The organism is Micromonospora luteifusca (assembly GCF_016907275.1).
GTDB lineage: Bacteria > Actinomycetota > Actinomycetes > Mycobacteriales > Micromonosporaceae > Micromonospora > Micromonospora luteifusca.
Map to the genome: position 1 here is coordinate 3,544,904 of NZ_JAFBBP010000001.1, position 20,232 is coordinate 3,565,135.

Annotated in this window: 22 protein-coding genes; 13 read left to right on the plus strand and 9 right to left on the minus strand. The window is 70.9% G+C overall.

The features are described 5' to 3' along the window. Positions 1-28: 28 nt before the first annotated feature. From JOD64_RS16020 to JOD64_RS16030, 3 genes are all read left to right on the plus strand, one after another. Entirely contained in the window at positions 29-958 is a 930-nt protein-coding gene (locus tag JOD64_RS16020; RefSeq protein WP_204942963.1) for an ABC transporter substrate-binding protein, read from the plus strand. A gap of 155 nt (positions 959-1,113) precedes the next feature. After that, positions 1,114-2,193 carry a FecCD family ABC transporter permease gene (locus JOD64_RS16025; RefSeq protein WP_204946082.1) on the plus strand — a complete coding sequence of 360 codons (1,080 nt, stop codon included), beginning with the start codon at positions 1,114-1,116 and terminating at the stop codon, positions 2,191-2,193. Further along, positions 2,190-3,032, plus strand: a complete 843-nt coding sequence (locus JOD64_RS16030; RefSeq protein WP_204942964.1) for an ABC transporter ATP-binding protein — start codon at positions 2,190-2,192, stop codon at positions 3,030-3,032. Before JOD64_RS16025 ends, JOD64_RS16030 begins: the two co-directional genes overlap by 4 nt. Positions 3,033-3,069: 37 nt before the next feature. Here the strand turns inward: JOD64_RS16030 and JOD64_RS16035 are convergent, their stop codons facing one another. The 5 genes from JOD64_RS16035 to JOD64_RS16055 form a co-directional block, all read right to left on the minus strand. Further along, a complete protein-coding gene (locus JOD64_RS16035) occupies positions 3,070-3,834 on the minus strand; it encodes a VOC family protein (RefSeq protein WP_204942965.1) in 765 nt (254 codons plus the stop codon). Between the two features lie 95 nt (positions 3,835-3,929). Then, complete coding sequence (locus JOD64_RS16040; RefSeq protein ID WP_204942966.1) at positions 3,930-4,667, minus strand: ABC transporter permease; 738 nt, start codon at positions 4,665-4,667, stop codon at positions 3,930-3,932. Between the two features lie 10 nt (positions 4,668-4,677). Next, positions 4,678-5,616, minus strand: a complete 939-nt coding sequence (locus JOD64_RS16045; RefSeq protein WP_204942967.1) for an ABC transporter ATP-binding protein — start codon at positions 5,614-5,616, stop codon at positions 4,678-4,680. A gap of 2 nt (positions 5,617-5,618) precedes the next feature. Then, positions 5,619-5,924, minus strand: coding sequence for a transcriptional regulator (locus tag JOD64_RS16050; RefSeq protein ID WP_204942968.1), 306 nt, complete (start codon positions 5,922-5,924; stop codon positions 5,619-5,621). Beyond that, the gene (locus tag JOD64_RS16055) at positions 5,921-6,559 is read right to left on the minus strand and encodes a transporter (protein ID WP_204942969.1); all 639 of its coding nucleotides are present in this window, start codon (positions 6,557-6,559) and stop codon (positions 5,921-5,923) included. The genes JOD64_RS16050 and JOD64_RS16055 overlap by 4 nt, the downstream gene beginning before the upstream one ends. A 135-nt stretch (positions 6,560-6,694) precedes the next feature. Here JOD64_RS16055 and JOD64_RS16060 point away from each other — a divergent pair, with 135 nt between their 5' ends. From JOD64_RS16060 to JOD64_RS16075, 4 genes are read left to right on the plus strand one after another with little or no spacing between them, the layout of a single operon-like run. Continuing rightward, entirely contained in the window at positions 6,695-7,090 is a 396-nt protein-coding gene (locus tag JOD64_RS16060; protein ID WP_204942970.1) for a WXG100 family type VII secretion target, read from the plus strand. Next, complete coding sequence (locus tag JOD64_RS16065; RefSeq protein WP_204942971.1) at positions 7,087-8,013, plus strand: WXG100 family type VII secretion target; 927 nt, start codon at positions 7,087-7,089, stop codon at positions 8,011-8,013. Before JOD64_RS16060 ends, JOD64_RS16065 begins: the two co-directional genes overlap by 4 nt. 11 nt (positions 8,014-8,024) lie before the next feature. Next, positions 8,025-8,405, plus strand: a complete 381-nt coding sequence (locus JOD64_RS16070) for a YbaB/EbfC family nucleoid-associated protein (RefSeq protein ID WP_204942972.1) — start codon at positions 8,025-8,027, stop codon at positions 8,403-8,405. A 4-nt stretch (positions 8,406-8,409) separates the two neighbouring features. After that, positions 8,410-9,021 carry a hypothetical protein gene (locus JOD64_RS16075; protein WP_204942973.1) on the plus strand — a complete coding sequence of 204 codons (612 nt, stop codon included), beginning with the start codon at positions 8,410-8,412 and terminating at the stop codon, positions 9,019-9,021. On the opposite strand, the gene JOD64_RS16080 is transcribed toward JOD64_RS16075, so the two are convergent. Next, the gene (locus JOD64_RS16080; RefSeq protein WP_204942974.1) at positions 9,018-11,183 is read right to left on the minus strand and encodes a HelD family protein; all 2,166 of its coding nucleotides are present in this window, start codon (positions 11,181-11,183) and stop codon (positions 9,018-9,020) included. The genes JOD64_RS16075 and JOD64_RS16080 overlap by 4 nt on opposite strands. Before the next feature lie 270 nt (positions 11,184-11,453). Continuing rightward, positions 11,454-12,704, minus strand: coding sequence for an HNH endonuclease signature motif containing protein (locus tag JOD64_RS16085; protein WP_204942975.1), 1,251 nt, complete (start codon positions 12,702-12,704; stop codon positions 11,454-11,456). Positions 12,705-12,874: 170 nt separating this feature from the next. Here JOD64_RS16085 and JOD64_RS16090 point away from each other — a divergent pair, with 170 nt between their 5' ends. Genes JOD64_RS16090 through JOD64_RS16100 form a run of 3 tightly spaced genes read left to right on the plus strand, consistent with a single transcriptional unit; the run spans position 12,875 to position 15,748 of the window. Then, positions 12,875-13,459 (plus strand): winged helix-turn-helix domain-containing protein, encoded by a 585-nt coding sequence (locus JOD64_RS16090; protein ID WP_204942976.1) that lies wholly within the window; start codon positions 12,875-12,877, stop codon positions 13,457-13,459. A 43-nt stretch (positions 13,460-13,502) separates the two neighbouring features. Next, positions 13,503-14,945: an MFS transporter gene (locus JOD64_RS16095; protein ID WP_204942977.1), complete on the plus strand. Its 1,443-nt coding sequence runs from the start codon at positions 13,503-13,505 to the stop codon at positions 14,943-14,945. Further along, complete coding sequence (locus tag JOD64_RS16100) at positions 14,897-15,748, plus strand: menaquinone biosynthetic enzyme MqnA/MqnD family protein (protein ID WP_204942978.1); 852 nt, start codon at positions 14,897-14,899, stop codon at positions 15,746-15,748. The genes JOD64_RS16095 and JOD64_RS16100 overlap by 49 nt, the downstream gene beginning before the upstream one ends. A 53-nt stretch (positions 15,749-15,801) precedes the next feature. Here JOD64_RS16100 and JOD64_RS16105 read toward each other — a convergent pair whose 3' ends face one another. Together JOD64_RS16105 and JOD64_RS16110 are read right to left on the minus strand one after the other, a co-directional pair. Then, on the minus strand, positions 15,802-16,764 hold the full coding sequence (locus tag JOD64_RS16105) for a serine hydrolase (RefSeq protein ID WP_204942979.1): 963 nt from the start codon (positions 16,762-16,764) through the stop codon (positions 15,802-15,804). Then, complete coding sequence (locus JOD64_RS16110; RefSeq protein ID WP_204942980.1) at positions 16,764-17,753, minus strand: hypothetical protein; 990 nt, start codon at positions 17,751-17,753, stop codon at positions 16,764-16,766. The genes JOD64_RS16105 and JOD64_RS16110 overlap by 1 nt, the downstream gene beginning before the upstream one ends. 367 nt (positions 17,754-18,120) lie before the next feature. On the opposite strand from JOD64_RS16110, the gene paaA reads away from it, so the two are divergent. From paaA to paaC, 3 genes are read left to right on the plus strand one after another with little or no spacing between them, the layout of a single operon-like run. After that, the gene (gene paaA, locus JOD64_RS16115) at positions 18,121-19,191 is read left to right on the plus strand and encodes a 1,2-phenylacetyl-CoA epoxidase subunit PaaA (protein ID WP_204942981.1); all 1,071 of its coding nucleotides are present in this window, start codon (positions 18,121-18,123) and stop codon (positions 19,189-19,191) included. Beyond that, complete coding sequence (gene paaB / locus JOD64_RS16120) at positions 19,188-19,475, plus strand: 1,2-phenylacetyl-CoA epoxidase subunit PaaB (protein WP_184180661.1); 288 nt, start codon at positions 19,188-19,190, stop codon at positions 19,473-19,475. Before paaA ends, paaB begins: the two co-directional genes overlap by 4 nt. Further along, positions 19,472-20,197 carry a 1,2-phenylacetyl-CoA epoxidase subunit PaaC gene (gene paaC, locus JOD64_RS16125; RefSeq protein WP_204942982.1) on the plus strand — a complete coding sequence of 242 codons (726 nt, stop codon included), beginning with the start codon at positions 19,472-19,474 and terminating at the stop codon, positions 20,195-20,197. Before paaB ends, paaC begins: the two co-directional genes overlap by 4 nt. Positions 20,198-20,232: the final 35 nt, after the last annotated feature.

The following is a 20,232-nucleotide window of genomic DNA, read 5'->3' on the forward strand; positions in this document are numbered from 1 at the left end:
CACACTCCTCGACCGACAGGAGGCCCCCATGTTCAGACGTACCCCCCGGCTCTTCGCCGCGACCCTCGCGGTCGCCGCGCTCGCCCTCGGCGCGTGCGCCGAGAAAGCCGACGACAAGCCGAGCACCGGCACGGCGGCCGCTGCCTACCCGGTCACGGTCGGTCCGCTCACCCTCGACAAGCGTCCCGAGAAGATCATTTCGCTGTCGCCGACCGCCACCGAGATGCTCTTCGCGATCGGTGCCGGCGCTCAGGTGACCGCCGTCGACGACCAGTCCAACTTCCCGGCCGACGCGCCCAAGACCGACCTCTCCGGCTTCCAGCCCAACGCCGAGGCGATCGCTGGCAAGAACCCCGACCTGGTGGTGCTCTCCGACGACCGGAACAAGGTCGTCGAGCAGCTCGGCAAGCTGAAGATCCCGGTCTACCGGACCCCGGCGGCGACCACGCTGGACGACTCGTACAAGCAGATCACCGAGCTGGGCACCCTGACCGGGCACGCCGACCAGGCCACCGACGTCGCCAACCGGATGAAGGACGACATCGCCAAGCTGGTCAAGGGCCTGCCGCAACGCGCCGAGAAGCTCACCTACTTCCATGAGCTGGGCCCCGAGTTGTACAGCGCTACCAGCAAGACCTTCATCGGTTCGCTGTACAGCCAGCTCGGCCTGGCCAACATCGCCGACCCGGCCGACGCGGACGGCAAGAACGCCGGCTACCCGCAGTTGTCCCAGGAGTTCATCGTCAACGCCAACCCGGACTTCGTCTTCCTGGCCGACGCGAAGTGCTGCCAGCAGAACCTCGACTCGGTGAAGGCGCGCAGCGGCTGGGCCGGGATCACCGCCGTGAAGAACAGCCAGGTGGTCGCGCTGGACGACGACATCGCCTCCCGCTGGGGCCCGCGCGTCGTGGACCTGCTCCGGGTCATCATCGACGCGGTGGCCAAGGTGCCCGCGTGACCCCCGTTCACCGGTGAGCGCGAGGAGTGAGCCGGTCTTGCGAGCCCCGCAGTCGCGATCGAAGGTGGCTCGGTGAGCGCGAGGAGTGAGCCGGTTTTGCGAGCCCCGCAGTCGCGATCGAAGGTGGCTCGGTGAGCGCGAGGAGTGAGCCGGGTTTGCGAGCCCCGCAGTCGCGATCGAAAGTAGCTCGGCCTGCGGGGCTGCGCACGCGGTGGCTGGTTGTCGGGGTGTTCGCGGTGCTCGTCGCGCTCGTCGCCGGGGTGTCGCTGGGCCCGGTGAGTCTGCCGCCGGGCAGTGTCGCGGCCGAGTTGCTCAACCTGATCCCGGGGGTGCATCTCGACAGCGGGCTGTCCGAGCGGGAGATCGCGATCGTCACCGAGCTGCGGCTGCCCCGGGTGGTGCTGGGCCTGCTCGTCGGCGGTCTGCTCGCCCTCGCCGGCGGCTGCTACCAGGGGGTGTTCCGCAACCCGCTGGCCGACCCGTACCTGCTCGGTGTGGCCGCTGGCGCGGGCCTCGCGGTCACCGCGGTGATCGCCCTGGGCGGTGCCGGCCGGGAGGGTGCGATCTCCGGGTTGCCGATGACCATCCCGCTGGCCGCGTTCGTCGGCTCGCTGTTCGCGGTGACGATGACCTATGTGCTCGGCGCTGCTGGCGGGCGCAGGGGGTCGCCGGCGATGCTGATCCTGGCCGGGGTGGCGGTCTCCGCGTTCCTCTCCGCCGGGCAGACGTACCTGCTGCAACGCAACTCCGACAGCATCCAGCCGGTCTACTCCTGGCTGCTCGGTCGGTTGGCGACCGCCGGCTGGCACGATGTGCTGCTGGTGTTGCCGTACGCGGCGTTGACCACCGTGGTGGTGCTGCTGCACCGGCGTGAGTTGGACGTCCTCGCGGTCGGTGACGACGAGGCGAGGAGTCTGGGCCTGCACCCGCAGCGCACCCGGTACCTGTTGATCGCCGCCGCGTCCCTGGGGACCGCGGCGGCGGTCTCGGCGACCGGGCTGATCGGCTTCGTCGGCATCATCGTGCCGCACACCGTCCGGCTGCTGGCCGGGTCGAGCTACCGAGTGATCCTGCCGATGTCACTGCTGTTCGGTGCTGCGTTCCTGGCGTTGACCGATGTGGTCGCCCGCACGGCCGCGGCACCGAGCGAGGTGCCGATCGGAGTGGTGACCGCCCTGCTGGGCGGCCCGTTTTTCGTGATCGTGTTGCGGACCGCCCGGCGGGTCCTCACGTGAGTCCCGAATCCACCGCTGGTCTCTCCGCTGCCGACCCGTCGGTCAAGGTTGACGTGCCCGCCGTCGAGGTGCGGGGGCTGCACGTCAGCCTGGACGGCTCGCCGATCCTGACCGGGGTCGACGTCGTCGTCGCCGTCGGCGAGTGGGTCACCGTGATCGGCCCGAACGGCGCCGGCAAGTCGACCCTGTTGCGCGCCGTCGGCGGCCTGCTGCCCGCGCCGGGGGCGATCACCCTGTTCGGTACGGCGAGCGGGTCGCTGCGCCGCCGGGATCGCGCCCGGATGGTGGCCACGGTGGCGCAGTCGCCGGTGGTGCCGCCCGGCATGTCGGTGCTGGATTATGTGCTGCTCGGCCGCACCCCGTACATCCCGACGCTGGGTCGGGAGTCGGCCGCCGACGTCGATGCGGTGCACGAGGTGCTGGGTCGGTTGGACCTCACCGGCTTGCACCGACGCGAGCTGGTCACCCTCTCCGGGGGCGAACGCCAGCGGGTGTTCCTCGCCCGGGCGCTCGCCCAGGGCGCGACGTTGCTGCTGCTCGACGAGCCGACCAGCGCTCTCGACATCGGCCACCAGCAGGAGGTGCTGGAGGTGGTCGACCAGTTGCGCCGCGAGCACGGCCTGACCGTCCTCGCCACGATGCACGATCTCTCCCTGGCCGGCGAGTACGCCGACCGCATGGTGCTGCTCGCCGACGGTCAGGTGGTGGCCGCGGGAACCCCGACCGAGGTGTTGACCGAGCACCTGCTCGCCACCCACTACCGGGCCAGCGTCCGAGTGGTTCCCGGCACCCACGGCCCCCTGGTGGTCCCCGTCCGACCGAGCCGCCCCACGCGTTGATCGTGCGGGTCGACGGACGGCAGGCAGGGTGGACCCGTCAGGGGCCCAGGTCGATGACGGAGAAGAGCGCGCCCTGAGGGTCGCGTAGGGCTGCGAAGCGGCCCGCCGGGATGTCACGGGGCGGCACGAGGATCGTCCCGCCCAGTTCGGCGGCGCGAGCCGCGGCGGCATCCGCGTCGGCCACCGCGAAGTAGACCGTCCAGTACGCGGGCAGGTCGGCCGGGAAGTCGTCGGCCAGCGGTGGCATCATCCCGGCGACGATCTGCGTCCCGAGCCGCCACCCGGTGTACGTCATTTCGCCGACCGGCTGGTCGTCGGGCTGCCAGCCGAACACCAACTCGTAGAAGACCTTCGCGCCCTCGGGGTCGGGGGTGACCAGCTCGTTCCAGCTCATCGCGCCCGGCACGTTGAACACTTCGGCACCGGCCATCGCCAGTGGCTGCCAGACGCTGAACGTCGCGCCGGCCGGGTCGGCGAAGACCGCCATCCAGCCTCGGTCGAAGACCTCGAAGGGTGGCACGACAACCTGCCCGCCGGCCCGTTCGACCCGGCCGGCGACCAGGGCCGCGTCGTCGGTGGCGAGGTACGTCGACCAGATGGGCACCTGGTCCGGGATCGCTGGCGGCCCGGCCCCGGCGACCGGCCTGCCGTCGAGCAGGAAGACGGTGTAGCCGCCCGCCTCGGGTTCCGGTGTGACCCGGCCGGTCCAACCGAACAACTCCGGGTAGAAGCGCCGCGCGTCGGTCAGGTCGGGGGTGGCCAGGTCGGCCCAGCAGGGCGTACCCGGCGGGACGGTGCTCACGGTCAAGACCCCTCTCGGCCCGGGCGGCCACGGCGGCCCCCTGCCGGAATCCTGGCACCGTCCCGCCTCGGTCCGGGGCGGAAACGGACGAATCGTCAGCTGAACCGGCGACCCTCGTCCCGCCGGTAGGCCCAGCCGGCGAGCGAGGCGAGCACCACCACCCAGACACCGAGCATGATCAGCGCCAGCGGCTGGACGCGGTAGCCCCCGACCGACGCCCACATCAGCTCCGCCGCGCCCCGGGTGGGCAGGTACGGCGCGATCGTCTCGATGAACCCCGGTGCCTCACCCGGTGCGGAGAGCAGACCGCCGCCGAACGCGAGTGGCAGGAAGACCACCTGCGCGATCACGATCGCCGCCTTGCTCGGCAGGGAGTAGCCGATGGCGAGCCCCATCAGCGTGAACGGCACCGAGATGACGGCCACGGTGCCGGCGGCCAGTAGGAACGCCGCCGGGCTGAGTTGGGCCGCGGTCAGCGTCGCGCCGATCACCACGACCGGGATCAGCGAGAGGTAGGTCAGCGCCAGGCCGGCGAGCACCCGGCCGGCGAACCGGGGCGCCGGCCCGGCCGGCAAGGTCCGGGTGTACGGGTTCCAGGGCTGGTCGCGATCCTCGGCGACGCCGATGCCGTACTGGAAGATGTTGGCGCTCATCACCGAGAAGGTGACCATCGACGCGGTGGCGAGGGTGGCGCCGGTCGCGTCGTCCCCCGCGAACGGGACCACGAAGAAGATCATGGCGGCGGCCGGGAAGAACGCGCTGCCGAAGACGGCCACCGGAATCCGGATGATCTCCAGGAGCTGGTAGCGGGCGTGGACCAGGGTCAGCTGCACGGTCGCCTCCTCAGACGGTGGTGGGTCGGCCGCCGACAGCGGCGGCGGCGGGCTGATCCCCGGTGGGCTGGCCTTCGGCGGGCTGGTTTTCGCTGGTGATCGCGAGGAAGGCCTCCTCCAGCGAGGTCGGCCGTACCTCCAGGTCGCTGAAGGTCGTTCCGGCCGTGACCAGCGCGCGGACCAACTCGTCGGCGTCGGTGGTGAGCAGGTGCAGCCGGCCGTCGATCCGCTCGGTGCGGACCAGGCCCGGCAGGTCGGGCAGTTGGTCGGCGACAAGGCTGACGCGGCGTACGCCGACGATGCCGCGCACGGCGTCCACCGTGTCGTCGACGAGCACCCGGCCCTGGCCGATCACCACCACGCGGTGGGCCAGCGCCTCCACCTCCTCCAGGTAGTGGCTGCTCAACAGCACGGTGCCGCCGTCTTCGTGGAACGCGCGGATCGCGTCCCAGAGGGTGTGCCGGGCGGCCACGTCCAGGCCGGTGGTCGGCTCGTCGAGCAGCACCAGCCGGGGCCGGCCGACGAACGCGAGCGCCACCGCCAAGCGGCGGCGCTGCCCGCCGGAAAGCCCACCGGTCTGCCGTTTGCCGAGATCGCCCAGACCGAAGCGGTCGAGCAATTCGCCCCGGGGCACCGGGTCGGGGTAGTGCGCGGAGACGAAGTCGACCACCTCACCGACCCGCAGCGTGCCCGGTAGGCCGGTCTCCTGCGGGGTGACCCCGATCTGTCGCCGGGTCGCCGGGTCGCGAGGGTCCCCGCCGAACAACTCGACCCGCCCCGAGCTGGGGCGGCGCAGACCTACCAGCAGGTTCATCAGGGTGCTCTTGCCGGCACCGTTCGGCCCGAGCAGGCCGACCAGCTCACCGGCCCGGACTTCCAGGTCGACGCGGTCGAGGGCGAGGACGTCGCCGTACCGGCGGCTGGCCTGGTCGGCGCGGGCGAGAGTCATGGTTACTCCTTCGGCAGGGAGGGGGCGAGCAGGGTCCGGATCGCTTCGGTGTACTCCTCGAACGCCAGCCGGCCCCGCCGGCTCAGCCGGACCAGGGTTGCCGGGGTACGTCCACGGTGGGTCTTGCTGATCTCCACGTAGCCGGCGTCCTCAAGCTTGCGCAGGTGCACGGAGAGGTTCCCGGCGGTCATCGCGAGCAGTTCCTGCAACCGGGGGAACGCGATCCGGTCGCCGTCGCCGAGAGCGGAGAGGCTGGCGACCACCCGGAGCCGGGCCTGCGCGTGAATGACCGGGTCCAGTTCGCTCACCGGCGGTCTCGCTGTCGCCGTCGGGCGATCGTGCCAGCGACCAGGATCCCGCCGCCGCCGGCCACCGCGATGACCAGCGCGTGCCAGCCGGGCCCGGCGATCACACCGGCCAGGTTGGCCACGCTGATCCAGACGCCCAGCCGGAACAGGTCCCGGTCCAGCCAGACCGCTCCGCCGGCCATGTGCAGCGCGCCGGTCAACCCGACCGCGGTCGCCGACCAGAGCAGCCCCGCCAGATCATCCGGCAGGTGCTCGGAGATCCGGCCGAGCCCCGCGTAGACGCTCACGGAACCGAGGGCCCAGGCGCACCCGTACCAACGCCCGCGCAGGGCGGAGTCACCGATCACCTGGCCGTAGGCCCGCGTGCTGACCACTGCCTGAATCGCTCCGGCGGCCAGGAGCAGCGCGAAGAGAACGGTCAGCGGCAGCCAACTCGGCAGCCGGAGCAGCTCCCGGTCGTCGGGGGAGAACCGTAGGAAGAACAGCCCGAACCCGACCAGCCAGGCGACGCCCCACGGCCAGTAGAGCAGGCGGGCATCGGGAACGAGCCGGCGTGTCGTCGCTGACCGCTGGTCCTCGATCAGCCGGAGCGCCGCTGCGGCGTCGGTGGGCGGCAGATCGTCGTCGGGGTTCACGCAAAGAACTTTACGTTACAAAGTCAAAGCTGGGTGACCCGCACGTTCCGTGTGGGGTAACCGATTGCGGTAGGGAGTGCCTATGGTGTGGAGGTGTCGCGGCTGAGTCGTCGCGCAGGACACAGGGGAGGGTCCGTGTCGAGCCCGAGCAATGAGCTGGAGGTCCAGCCGGAGGCGCTGAAGGCGTTCGCCAAGGCGTCCACCGACCGGGCGGCCCGCTTTCGCGAGCTGCACGGCTCGTTTGGCGAAGGGCACGTGCCCCGGCACGCGTTCGGGGTGATGCCGGCGTCGTTCAGCCTCGCGGCGTCGTACGCCGAGCAGTTCGAGGCGTGTCTGCAAGGGCTGGCCGACGGCGCGGAGGTCATGGCCGACATCGCCGAGGGGCTCGACGACACCGCCGACGCCTACACCGGCACCGACGTGGCCAACACCGACATGTTCGTGCCCGGCCGCCCGGCCGCTCCCGATGTCATCGCACCCGGCCCCCGGTCGCCGGGCCCCTCGACCCCGGGCGGGCAGGTGCCGGCGTGAGCACCGAGGCGTTGCACCGCAACAAGACCTACTTCGAGCAGATCGTGTCGGGCACCCCCGACCCGTTCAAGCCACTGTCCAATGCGGTGCTCTGGCCCTTCGAGCAACTGCTCGAACTGGTCGCGGGCGAGCCGGACGACCTGATGCGCGCCGCCCAGCTCTGCCTGACCACCGGCGAGGCGGTCCGCGAGATCGCCGGTGAGCAGGTCCAGCACCGGGCCCGGCTTCGAGGCGCCTGGTCGGGCGATGCCGCCGAGAGCTTCCACGCCTCCATGCAGTCGGTGGAGGAGGCGATCGAGGAGCTGGCCCAGGGGCTCGACGGCACCAAGGAGGTGCTGGTCGACGCGGCCAACGCGGCGGTCGACGCGTTCAACCTGCTGGTCGAGTTGATCCTTGAGTTCCTGCTCTGGTTCCTCACCGAGGTGATCATCGCGGCGGTGGCGGCGGCACTCAGCGCCGGCATCTCTCTCGCTGCGACCGTCGTCCGGGTGCTGGCGCGGCTCGCCACCACGGTCGGCCGGATGGTCAAGATCGTTGCGCGCTTCGCCGAGATCCTGACGAAGCTCGCCACCAAGATGCAGAAGGTCGCCGAGCTGCTGATGAAGTACCGTCGGGCGGTCCTGGAGATCCGCAAGGCGAAGAAGGCGTACCGGGCCTGGAACAAGTCCGGATGGACGGCCGAGGCCCGGGCGTTCCAGATCGAGAAGCTCAAGACACTCTTCCCGGGCAAGTTCCTGATCAACCACACGTCGCCGGTGAACGTCCCCGGCCTCGGTGGGGCACTACTGGACACCGGCGTCGGTCTGCATGACATTTCCGACGGCACCAAGGACCGCAACTACCTTGTGGACGGCACGTACCGCGAGGATCTGGGCCCCTACACCAAGGGCGTGCAGAATGTCTTCGACTCCATCCTGACCTGATAGGGGCCAACATGACCTTTCCTGGTCTGGACCGCATCGAGGCGCTGGCCCGCAACCTGGACGGTTGGCAGCGCGACCTGGCCGGCAAGATGGCCGAGTTGGAAGACAGCAGCGCCGAGGGCGTGAGCGACTCGGGCCTGGTCCGGGTCACCGCTGCGGCGGACGGCACGATCGTCTCGACCGACGTCAACGCCCGAGCGATGCGCTTCGACTCGTACACCCTGGCCGAGGAGTTCACCGCTGCGGCCAAGCGTGCCCAGGAGGCAGCCGCCGCCCGGGTACGCGAACTGGTCGGCGAGGTGATCGCCGACGCGCCCGGCGCCGGTCGACCGACGGGCGACAGCCGCAGGGGTGAAAGCCGCACCGCTGACGACCGCCCGGACTGGCACTGAGCCCATGGCGGACATCAGCTACCAGGAACGACTCAGCCAACTCGTCGAGCCGGGCGAACGAGTGCTCGCCGTCGCGAAGGCGGAGATCGCCCAGGGCGTCCATCCGGCAGATCCTCCGGTTGCGGAAAGCCCGCAGCCGTCCGGCAGCGGTCGCGGTGGCGTTGTCGCCGGGGTGCTGCTCAACCTGATCTCGCCGTTGATCTCCTTCCCGGCGGGGGACCGGGTCGTCGACCGCATCACCTACGGGGTCGCCGGGCGGGGAGTTCCGGGCTCGGCAGCATCCACTCTGCGATACTCCCGACGCCCGGTGCCCCCGGTGACCACGCTCTACGACACGATCCTCGCCGTCACCGACCGGCGGTTGCTGGCGTGTTCGTCCGGGCCAACGAAGCTCTGGTCGAGCCAGACCGATGACGCGCGGGCCATAGCCGAAACCCAGGTGGTCTGGTCGGCACCCCGGGCTGCCGTGGCGGACGCCCGGGTGGGCTGGCACCGACTCAACCCGAAACGGCTCCGGATCGAGTTCACCGACGGATCCTGGTTGGCGTTCACGGTGCCGATCGCCGAGCCCGGCAAGCCGCTGCGCGAGATCGCCTCGGCCCTCACGGGCCGCTAGCCCAGGGCGCTGGCTGACGCGGTCAGCCGTGGCGCGGTCAACAGCGGTGCAGGCAGTGGCTCGTGGTGCAGCACCGCCAGGCGGGACACCGCCCGAGTGAGCACCACGTACAGCCGGTGCAGCCCACGCGGTTCGGCGGCGACGATCGCGGCCGGCTCGACCACCACCACATGGTCGTACTCCAGGCCCTTGACCAGCGTCGCGGGCACCACGGTGACCCGCTCCGCGGCCGCCACGTCGTCGGCGGTCGCGGTCGCGACACCGGCGGCGGCCAGCGCCGCGCGCAGCCCGTCGACCGCGTCGTCCGTGACGATCACGCCGACCGAGCCGTCGTGCGCGAGCGCCGCGCGCACCTCGGCCACCGTGGCCGAGGTCAGGTCGCTGACGGTACGCACGTCCAGGCCACCGTCGTGGCGCAGCGATTCAGCTGGTGGTACGTCGACTGCGAGCGCCGGCAGCAGCAGGTTCGCGAACGCGACCACCGCGGCGGGCACCCGGAACCCGACCGTCAACGGGACCACCACGGCGTCCGGTTTGCCCAGGTGGGCGAGGGATTCCCTCCAGTCCGTCGCCGCCCACGGCGCGGTGCCCTGGGCGAGGTCACCGAGGAGGGTGACCGAGCCGTGCTCGCTGCGCCGGGCAATGGCCCGACATTGCATCGGGGAGAGGTCCTGCGCCTCGTCCACCACCACGTGCCCGAACCCGGAGATCCGTTCCACCAGCCCGGTCGCCTCGTCGATCAGCACCGCGTCGGCGGCGGTCCAGCGGGTCGCCTTCGCGGTACGAGCCGGCTTCGCCCAGATGAGCAGCGCCTGCTCGGTGTCGCTGAGCAGCCCGTCCGCCGCGACGGCGAGCCGGTCCGGGTCGGAGAGCAGGCCGTGTACCAGTCCTTCCGGGGTGAGTGCCGGCCAGACCGCGTCCAGGAAGTCGACCACCGGACGGCAGCGCCCCATCCGACGCAGCCAGGCATCGCTGGGCGACTCCGCCCGCCGCGCCTCCGCCTGCCGTTGCAGCAGACTCACCACCCGCGCCCGGACCCGCTCCCGGCCCGTGGCGTAGGGCAGCCCTTCCCCACGGGTTTCCTCGACGATGCGGTGCAACGGTTCCAGCCCGATCCGCCACCGGAACGAACCGTCCGACACAGTGATCGAGTCTGTCGGCGTACCGATCTGTGCCTGCACCGCGCGCTGCAGCACCCGCGCCATGCGCACGTCGTGCTTGAGCACCGCGACCGCCGATGCCTCGACCGCCCGGACCGGCACCCTGGAGATCAACTCCTCCACCGTGGCCTGTTCCACCTCGACCTCGCCGAGCGCCGGCAGCACCGCCGCGATGTACGACATGAACGCCCGGTTCGGCCCGACGATCAGCACACCCGCCCGCCGCAACCGCTCCCGGTGCAGATAGAGCAGGTACGCGGCCCGGTGCAGACCGACTGCAGTCTTCCCGGTGCCCGGCGCTCCCTGGACACAGATCGACTCGGAGAGGTCAGCCCTGACCAGCTCGTCCTGCTCCGGTTGAATGGTGGCGACGATGTCACGCATCGGCCCGACACGCGGTCGCTCGATTTCGGCGGCGAGGATCCGACTTGTCGTACCGAGTTCTTCGCCCCGATTCAGATGCTCATCTTCGAAGCTGGTCAGCACCCCATTGCTGAACCCGAACCGCCGCCGGACCGCCACGCCCTGCGGATCCCGCGCGCTGGCCTGGTAGAACGACCGGGAAACCGGCGCCCGCCAGTCCAGCACCAACGGCTCGCCGCGCTCATCGGCGACGTGCCGCCGCCCCACGTGATACCGCCGCCCGTCATGATCGCTGCTGCTCGCACCCGCGCCGGAGCCCTCGTCGATGGTCCTGCCCGCCACGGTGTCCCGGTCCGTGGTGGCGGGGTCCGTGGTGTCGGGGTCCGTGGACTCGGCGAAGTCGAGGCGGCCGAAGAAGAGTGGCGTGGTCGGGTCGTCGGCCAGCTCGGCCACCCGGCGGGCCAGGGTCCGGCCGAGCGTCTCCGCCGCGTACGCGTCGCCGGCCACCTGGTCACCGGTGGCGAAGAGGTCTTCGGCCCGCTCCCGCATCCGTCGCAGAGCCGCCCGAGACGTTGCCAGGTGTGCGCGTTCAGCCGACAGATCTGTGTCGAGGTGGGTGTCGAGATCAAGTGCGGGCATGCTGACGTCCCATCGTTCACATCTGCTGCGCGCTCGCGTGTCCGGGGGCGGATGGCCGGCCGTCCGGCGCGACGACGTCCGTTCCGGTGCAGCTCACCTCGGCCGTCAAGCGGCCTGCAACCCTACGCTCTTCTGCCAATCCTCACTACCGAATTACCCAGCCGACCACCTGTCAGAGTCGGCGTGTCGCCGGGCGAGTCGCTCGGGCGTCGGCGTGTCGGTGCTGGCCGGTGTTCCGGGTGCTGGCTGGTGTTTCGGTGCTTGCCGGTATCAGCAGCGCCGGTGGTAGAGGTTGCGCCGCGGCGTACGCAGCGGGTCGAGCCAGTCGGGCGGGAGGAAGTCGGGCCGACCGTCCGGCGCGACACGGACCGTCCAGTCGCCGCGGTGAACGAGCCGGTGGTGGTAGCCGCAGAGCAGCACGGCGTTGCCCAGTGCCGTCGCCCCACCGTCGGCCCAGTGTTGGACGTGGTGGCCGTCGCACCATCGGGATGGCCGATCACAGCCAGGAAAGGCGCAACCACCATCGCGCAGGACCAGGGCGCGCCGCAGCGGGCCGGTGAAGAGTCGGCGCTGGCGCCCCACGTCCAGAACCTGACCGTCGCCGCCCAGCACGGCGGGCAGCACGCCCGCGTCGCAGGCGAGCCGGCGGACCGCGCCCGGCGTGAGGTGCGCCCCGGTCTCCAGGGTGCCCGCGCGTACGCCGTTGACCAGCGCGTCCAGGGACACAGTCACCACGAGCTGGGACCGGTCACCGCCATTGTCGGGCAACTGACCGGTGCGTAACGCCAGCCGACAGACCTCGCCCAGCGCGTCGGCCCGGCGCTGGCCGGGACTGCGATCGTCGTGCTCACCGGCCGGGGCGCAGAGCGCATCGATCGCCTCACGTAGCAAACTCGCGGTCTCGGTGTCGAGGTTGCCGCTGAGGCGTACCTGCCCGTTCTGCTGCTCGGAGAGCGTGACGTGCCGACGAGCCTCGGCCCGCTCGGTGGCCCGTTCGAGGGCCGCCAGCTCAGCCTGGTCGGCCAGGTCCGGTGCGACGTGCGTGAGGACGCGCTCCCCGAGACGGCTCAGGATGGTCGGATCGAAACGGTCGGCCCAGGCGATCAGCAACTCGGTGGCCTTGTCTGCCACTGTGGGACCGGCCTCGACCGGCAGGGCCGCGATCGTCTCCGCGACCACCCGACCCTGCTCGACGGTGATGACACCGCTGAGCAGGGCCTCCCGCACCGCCGGTGGGGCGGCATCGACGGCGGCGGCGAGCTGGACGAGTTGGCGTGCGGAGCGGCCGGTGATCCGCAGTCGCTCCCGTAGCCAGACGGCGGTGGACGAGGCGCCCTGAGCGACCGCCAGGCCGCGAGCGTCCAACTCGCGCACCAGCCCGAGCTGGACCGTGGCCAGCCGCTGCGCCAACACGTGCGTCGCATCGAGGGAGGCCTGCAACTCGCCGTCGGAGAGCCCCCAGAGCGCGGCCTCGGCGCAGTCGTCGACGGTGCCGCCTGCCTGTGCCAACGCCCTCAACATGAAGACACATTAGAACGCCTGTACGACACTTTTCCGCCTGGACTGCCTACCCGAATGTGCCGCCGGCTCCCGCCCGCCGCCCGCGCCCCAAGCGCATCGCGCCCTGGCGTGGCTCGGCGCGGAACGTGGGGGTGATGGCGGGTCGGGAGGCCTGCCGGGATCATGGGTTCATGACCGAGGCTCGCCCCGATACGCCCCGGATGACGATCAGCGACCCGCAGGTGATGCGGGCGCTGGCCCATCCGGCCCGGATTGCCATCATGGAATACCTGAACAGCCGCGAGGGCGGTGCAACCGCCACCGAGTGCGCAGAGATCGTTGGGCTGTCGCCGAGCGCGACCAGTTACCACCTGCGTTCGCTGGCGAAGTTCGGCCTGGTCGAGCAGGCGCCGAGCCGGGGGGACGCGCGCGAGCGAGTGTGGCAGGTGGTCACTGTCAGTTTGGTGGTCGACGCGGGACGTGATGCGGGGCCTGCGGCGCGTGCGGCCGAGCAGGCGGTGGTGGAGGCGCACGCGGTCCGGGGGATGGAGCGGATTCGGGACTGGTCGCGCCGCGCCGGGGACGAGCCGGCCGAGTGGTACGACAAGGCGCTGTTCAACGACACGCTGCTGCTGCTCACGGCCGACGAGTTGGCCGGGCTGAACGAGGCGGTCCTGGCGCTGTTCCGGCCGTACCACGCGCGGCGGCGTGAGGCTGATCCGCCGCCGGGGGCGCGCACCGTCGCCGTGCACTATCGGACGCTGCCGTTGGCGTAATTGGGGGTTGCTTCGATCAGTTGTGAAGGTTTATTTTCGAAGTATGTCCTTCACAACTGTCGAGTCGCGCTGGTCGGATGTCTGGCTCGCTGCCACTGCTCGGGGCGTCACGATCTGCGGTGACTTCCTCGCCGCCACCGCGCTGGCGCTGGCCCTGCAGGGTGCCGGTGCCGGAGGGCTCGCCGTGTCGGGGCTGCTGCTGGCGGCCACCCTGCCCCTGGTGGTGCTCGCCCCGCTCGCTGGCCGGCTCGCCGACCGGGTGGACAGCCGTACCCTGCTGGTGACCATCGGGCTGCTCCAGGCCGCGATCTGCGCGCTGCTCGCCGTCGTCGATCACCCGGTCCTGGTGGTCGGGCTCGTCACCCTCCTGGCCTGCGGGCTCGCGGTGACCCAGCCCTGCCTGGCAGCGCTGTTGCCGGCGATGGTCCGTCCGGCCGACCTGCCGCGGGCGAGCGCGATCAGTCAGACCGCTGTCTCGCTCGGCGCGCTCGGCGGCCCGGTGCTGGCCGGCCTGTTGGTGGGGCAGTTCGGCACCCGCGTACCCCTGCTTCTCGATGCCGCGACCTACCTGGCGCTCGTGGTCGCCGGCCTGCTGCTGCGGACCCGGCGCGGCGGTCGGCGGCCCGCCGCCGCACCGCTTGGCCAGGCCGCGCTCGGCGGCGCGGCCAGCTCGGGCAGCGCGGCAAACCCCGGGGGTACGACCACCGCGTGGCGCCTGCGCCGTGACCCGCTGATGCTCGTCATGGTGGTGAGCACCGCCGTGGTGATCGCGGCGATCGGCGGCATCAACGTGATCGAGGTCTTCTTCATCCGGGAGACTCTGGGCGGCTCACCCACCACGTACGGCCTGGTCAGCGCCGCGTGGATGGCCGGCATGCTGCCCGGCGCCTGGCTCGCCGCGCGCGTCGCCAACCGGCTCCACGACGACGGTGCGCTGGTACGTGGAGTGCTGGTCACTCTGGGCGTGTGCAGCCTCATGGTGCTGCTCGCCGCGATGGTGCCGGCGGCGGGTCTCCTGGTGCCGCTCTGGCTGGTTGGCGGCGCGGCCAACGGCGGCGAGAACGTCTTCGCCAACCTGCTCACCACTCGTCGCGTGCCGGAGGCGGTTCGCGCTCGGGCGTACGCCAGCTACGGCGCCGCGGTGCAGGGTGGCTCGATGGCCGGCTTCCTGATCGGCGGGTCGTTGCTCGCGGCTGTCCGGCCACGCCCGCTGATCGCCGGCGCGGGCATCGCCGGGCTGCTGGTGGTGCTGGCCTTCGTGCCGGTCGTGACCCGAGCGGTACGACGCCCCCGGCCGGTGGCGGACCGGGCGGTGGACGGCCCGCGGCCGGTCGTCGACGGCGGACGAGACAGGCCGCCGGCCGCGGCAGATGCGGGGTTGGCCACTCCGGGCCGGCCCGCCGCGCCGGATCCGGACGCCGGGGATACGGTCGGGTCATGGTTGAGCGCATCGCACGCCCGCGGGTCGGGCACATCCAGTTCCTGAACTGCCTGCCGATCTACTGGGGTCTGATGCGCTCGGGCACCCTGATCGACGTGGACCTGCACAAGGACTCGCCAGACCGGTTGAGCGCGTCCCTGATCGCCGGCGACCTCGACATCGGCCCGATCACGCTGCTGGAGTACCTGAAGCACGCCGACGAACTTCTCCTGTTGCCGGACCTGGCGGTGGGCAGTGACGGGCCGGTGCTCTCGGTCAACATGGTCTCCACCCGACCCCTTGCCGAGTTGGACGGCGCCCGGGTGGCGCTCGGCTCAACCTCGCGGACCGGTGTGATGCTGGCGCAGCTGCTGCTCGCCGAGCAGTACAACGTGCGGCCGGAGTACTTCCGCTGCCCACCGGACCTGACCCAGATGCTGCTGGAGGCCGACGCCGGGGTGCTGATCGGGGACGTGGCGCTGCGGGCGTACTACGAGGCGCCGAAGCGGGGGCTCATCGTCACCGACCTCGGGCAGGCGTGGCGGGAGTGGACAGGTCTGCCGATGGTCTTCGCCGTCTGGGCGGTTCGTCGAGACTTCGCCGCCGCCCATCCGGGCCTGGTCAAGGAGGTGCACGAAGCGTTCCTGCGCTCCCGTGACCTCTGCCTCGCTGAACTTGACCAGGTCGCCGAGGCCGCCGCCCGCTGGGAGACGTTCGACGAGGCGACACTTGCCACGTACTTCCGGACCCTCGACTTCTCGCTCGGTGACCGGCAGGTCGCCGGGCTGCGCGAGTGGGCCCGGCGGGCCGCCGCGATCGGCGAGGCCCCGCCGCTGCCGGAAGGTGGCCCGGAGTTCTTCGCCGGCTGATCGACCGGCATTGGCCAGGGTCTGATCAGCCGGCACCGGCCAGAGCGAGCGGGTCAGACACCGGGGCGCAGTAGCGCCTCGGTGATCTTCTCGCAGTTCTTCATGCCGTAGTCGTAGCCCATGTTGATCGGGTACTTGACCATCACGCCCATCGTCCAGGTGTCGCCGATGGCCAGGCAGTTGATGTGCATCTCCTGCTCCTTGGTCCGGTCGATCCACCCGTTCTTGATGGCGATCTGCTTCTGCTCGGCGGCCGGGAAGGCCTTGCGGATGCCGAAGTCGCCCGCGCCGCGCACCAGCTTCATCTCGTTGAGCAGCCACTTGGTCCATTTCGGCCCAGCGGCGGTGCCGGTGGCGATGCAGTTGCCGAGGCGGGCGGTGTCCCGGGGGGAGAGCGCCGTCCGGGACCAGCCCTTGTCGGGGGCGACGCTGCTGTCGGTCAGCTTGCACATGGAGATCAGCCGCTTGATCGACGCATCCCGGCCAACCAGGTTGTAGAACTGCTCGGCCCGGGTGTTGTCGCTGTCCCGGATGATCCGCGTCGCGTCGGCGAGCTTCGCGTCGCTCGGCGTCTGGCCTGCGTCGGCGGTGCGACGCAGGTAGTCGGCGACGATCCAGGACTTGATCATGGAGGCGGTCGTGCTGGTCTCACCCATGTTCTTGGAGCCGATGATCGCGCCGGTCCGGCGGTCCAGCACGCTCCAGGAGTACCAGCCCTCGATGTCCAGGTTGAGGTCCTTCGCCACGAACGGCAGCGGCTCCAGCGACTGGCTCGGGCTCGGCGACGGTGCGGCTGGCTGACGGGCGCTGCGGTTGGTGGCCCCACTCGTGGACCGATCGCTGGCAGTCGTGCCGGCGTCGCCCCACCTGGCGGCGGCGGACGACTGGAATGGCGACCCGGGCAGCAGCCGCAGCGACACCAGTACCAGGCCGATCAGGACGACCGCGATGGCGACCAGCCGCAGCGGAGAGGCTTCACCGCCGCCACGCCGGTCGGCCCGACGATTCCCGGCCATCAGAGCTTCCCGACCGGCTGCTGCGGCACCTTGAGCGCGGCGCCCGGCTGCGGGGTGACCAGCTGGGTGGCCACGCTGGCGCAGACCTGCGCGCCGTAGTCCAGACTGTTCTTGATCGGGTAGCGCAGCATCACCGCGAGACTCCACTTGTCAGTGACGGCGAGGCAGTTGACATGCCAGTTGCCGTCATCGTAGATCCGCGTCCAGCCGTTCTTGATGCTGACCGGGCCCTGCGCGGTGATCGACTTGGGTAACCCGTCGATGATCCCCCAGTGCCCACCCCCGGACTTGGGCTTCTGGTCCTTGTCCGCGGTGGTGCCGCGTACCTGGCTCATCTCGCTGAGCACCCACTTGGTCCACTTCGGGCCGGCGGCCCTGCCGTCGGCGATGCAGCCGCCGAGGCGGACGGCGTCCCGCGGGGACATCCGGGTGAAGCTCCACCAGCCCTCGTATCCCGGAGTGTTGCCGCGTCTGGTGTCGGTCAGGCCGCAGGTGCTGATCGCGCGCTTGAGCACAGGCCCCGGCTGGCCACCGGCCGGCACGGCGTACGAACCGCCGGCGGCCCGGTAGACCAGGTTGGCGGCGTCGTCGTTGCTCTCCCGGATGGCGAGGCTGGCCGCTTTCTTCAGCGCCGCGGTCGGCTCCTTGTCCTTCAGCTGACGCAGGTAGTCGGAGACGATCCAGGCCTTGAGCATGGACTCCGTGGAACTGGTCGCGTTCATGTTCGGTGACCCGGCGATCTTGCCCGTCTGCTGATCCAGCAGTGCCCACGAGAAGAATTCACCCTTGAAGTTCACCGCCACCGGACCGGCCGCCAGCGTGGGCGGCGGCGGTGGCGTGGGTGCGGGCGCGGCGACGGTCGAGGCCGCACCGCCGCCGCCTCCGCTGCTGTCGCCGCTGGAGAGGCGGGCGTACGCGGCGGGGACCAGTAGGACGCCGCCGAGCAGGACCGCCGTGATGGCGAGCACCATGGTCACGCGGGATCGCATGAGTGGGTGAGCTCCAGGTGTCAGGGCCGGGGGGCCGGCTTGTTGTCTGGACAGGTCGGCCGATCGCCGAGGCCGGGGGAGATGACCTCTGTCTGGCGGCGATCAGCTGAAGCCGATCGGTGTGACGGCCGAAAGTCTACGTCCGGTTGGGTGACCCGCCAGGGCCCGACACTAAGCAGTCCGCGATAAAGGCGGGATATGCGACCGCTATGCGGTTCTTGCGGGGATTCACCTTCGTTTCGTGGTGTAAGTCACGGCGAAATCTGAGTGTCGAGGTGACGCAAAGCGCGCATTCCGTTACGGATGGGATTCCGGTTTCCTGTTACACGGTCTGGTTTCTTGGGTCGCAAGCTGTAACACTTGTCCCATGTATGGCAACGACTTCTCGACCCCGGCCGACGCGCCGGGCGGCGGCCTGCTGGGCGAGGTCGAGGCTGCCGAGGCGGAGCTGCGCGCGGCGGCGCAGCGCGGGCGGCGTGGCGGACCCGTGCCCGACGAGGACCTCGCGGCGTACTTCACCGAGGTGGTCGACGCCGAGCAGAAGATCGAGCCACGCGACTGGATGCCCGACGCGTACCGCCGGACGCTGATCCGGCAGATCGCCCAGCACGCCCACTCCGAGATCATCGGCATGCAGCCGGAGGGCAACTGGATCAGCCGGGCGCCGTCGCTCAAGCGCAAGGCGATCCTGCTGGCCAAGGTGCAGGACGAGGCGGGCCACGGCCTCTACCTCTACGCCGCCGCCGAGACCCTCGGCATCAGCCGCGACGAGCTGGTCCAGCTACTGCTCGACGGACGGCAGAAGTACAGCTCCATCTTCAACTACCCCACTCTGAGCTGGGCCGACGTGGGCGCGATCGGTTGGCTCGTGGATGGCGCGGCGATCGTCAACCAGGTGCCGCTGTGCCGCTGCTCGTACGGCCCGTACGCCCGCGCGATGATCCGGGTCTGCAAGGAGGAGTCGTTCCACCAGCGTCAGGGCTACGAGATCCTGCACACCCTGTCGCACGGCACCCCGGCGCAGCACGCGATGGCCCAGGACGCCGTGGACCGCTGGTGGTACCCGTCGCTGGCCATGTTCGGCCCGCCGGACGGCGACTCCACGCACTCCACCCAGTCGATGGCCTGGAAGATCAAGCGCTTCTCGAACGACGACCTGCGGCAACGCTTCGTCGACATGTGCGTCCAGCAGGCCGAGATCCTCGGGGTGCGCATCCCCGACGCGGACCTGCGCTGGAACGAGGAGCGGCAGGCGTACGACTACACCCAGCCGGACTACGACGAGCTGATGCGGGTGATCTCCGGCGACGGGCCGTGCAACCGGGAGCGGATCGCTCACCGCCGGGCCGCGCACGCCGACGGCGCATGGGTACGCGAGGCCGCCGCGGCGTACGCCGCCAAGCGGACCGAGAGCAGGGAAAAGGTGGCAGTCGCGTGAGTACCGAACATTCGCCGCTCTGGGAGGTCTTCGTGCGGGCCCGGCGTGGGTTGTCGCACACCCACGTCGGCAGCCTGCACGCCCCCGACGCGGAGCTGGCCCTGCGCAACGCCCGGGACCTCTACACCCGTCGCCAGGAGGGTGTGTCGATCTGGGTGGTGCCGGCCGCCGCGATCACCGCGTCCAGCCCGGACGAGAAGGACGCCTTCTTCGACCCGGCCGCGGACAAGGTCTACCGCCACCCCACGTTCTACGAGGTGCCGGACGGGGTGGCCCACCTGTGAACGGGCCCTTCGACTTCACCCTCGCCCTCGGTGACGACGCGTTGGTCGCCGCTCAACGCCTGGCCGAGTGGACGACGCGCGCGCCGGAGATGGAAGAGGACATCGCGCTGGCCAACATCGCCCTCGACCAGCTCGGCGCGGCGCGCCTGCTGCTGTCGTACGCGGGTGAGCTGGAGGGCGCTGGCCGCGACGAGGACGCGTTGGCGTACCTGCGCGACGACCGCGAGTTCCGCAACGCACTCCTGGTCGAGCTGCCCAACGGCGACTTCGCGGTGACGATGGCGAAACTGTTCTTCCTGGCGGCGTACCAGTTGCCGCTGTACACGGCGCTGGCCGGTTGCTCGGACGAGCGGTTGGCCGCGATCGGCGCGAAGGCGCGCAAGGAGTCGGCGTACCACCTGGACCACGGCGCGCTGTGGGTGAAGCGGCTCGGTGACGGCACCGAGGAGTCGCACCGTCGGATGCAGGCTGCCGTCGACGAGGTGTGGCCGTACACCCACGAGCTTTTCGCCGCGGACCCGGCGGCGCCGGTCGACCCGGCCACCCTGCGGCCGGCGTTCGACGAGACCGTCGGCTCGGTGCTGGCCGAGGCGACACTCACCCGGCCGGAGAGCGGCTGGGCCCCGGCCGGCGGGCGGGCCGGGGTGCACACCGAGCACCTGGCCTACCTGCTCGCCGAGATGCAGGTGCTGCACCGCGCCCATCCGGGGGCGAAGTGGTGAGCGCGAGGAGTGCAGCGCAGCGGAGCCCCGCAGCC

Bases quoted from the DNA above. Each gene is read 5' to 3' on its own strand.
- JOD64_RS16085 (WP_204942975.1), bottom strand. From the start codon at position 12,704: ATGTTGAGGGCGTTGGCACAGGCAGGCGGCACCGTCGACGACTGCGCC.
- JOD64_RS16045 (WP_204942967.1), bottom strand. From the start codon at position 5,616: ATGACTCTCGCCCGCGCCGACCAGGCCAGCCGCCGGTACGGCGACGTC.
- JOD64_RS16100 (WP_204942978.1), top strand. From the start codon at position 14,897: ATGGTTGAGCGCATCGCACGCCCGCGGGTCGGGCACATCCAGTTCCTG.
- JOD64_RS16110 (WP_204942980.1), bottom strand. From the start codon at position 17,753: ATGCGATCCCGCGTGACCATGGTGCTCGCCATCACGGCGGTCCTGCTC.
- JOD64_RS16020 (WP_204942963.1), top strand. From the start codon at position 29: ATGTTCAGACGTACCCCCCGGCTCTTCGCCGCGACCCTCGCGGTCGCC.
- JOD64_RS16095 (WP_204942977.1), top strand. From the start codon at position 13,503: ATGTCCTTCACAACTGTCGAGTCGCGCTGGTCGGATGTCTGGCTCGCT.
- JOD64_RS16105 (WP_204942979.1), bottom strand. From the start codon at position 16,764: ATGGCCGGGAATCGTCGGGCCGACCGGCGTGGCGGCGGTGAAGCCTCT.
- JOD64_RS16080 (WP_204942974.1), bottom strand. From the start codon at position 11,183: ATGCCCGCACTTGATCTCGACACCCACCTCGACACAGATCTGTCGGCT.
- JOD64_RS16075 (WP_204942973.1), top strand. From the start codon at position 8,410: ATGGCGGACATCAGCTACCAGGAACGACTCAGCCAACTCGTCGAGCCG.
- JOD64_RS16090 (WP_204942976.1), top strand. From the start codon at position 12,875: ATGACCGAGGCTCGCCCCGATACGCCCCGGATGACGATCAGCGACCCG.
- JOD64_RS16070 (WP_204942972.1), top strand. From the start codon at position 8,025: ATGACCTTTCCTGGTCTGGACCGCATCGAGGCGCTGGCCCGCAACCTG.
- paaA (WP_204942981.1), top strand. From the start codon at position 18,121: ATGTATGGCAACGACTTCTCGACCCCGGCCGACGCGCCGGGCGGCGGC.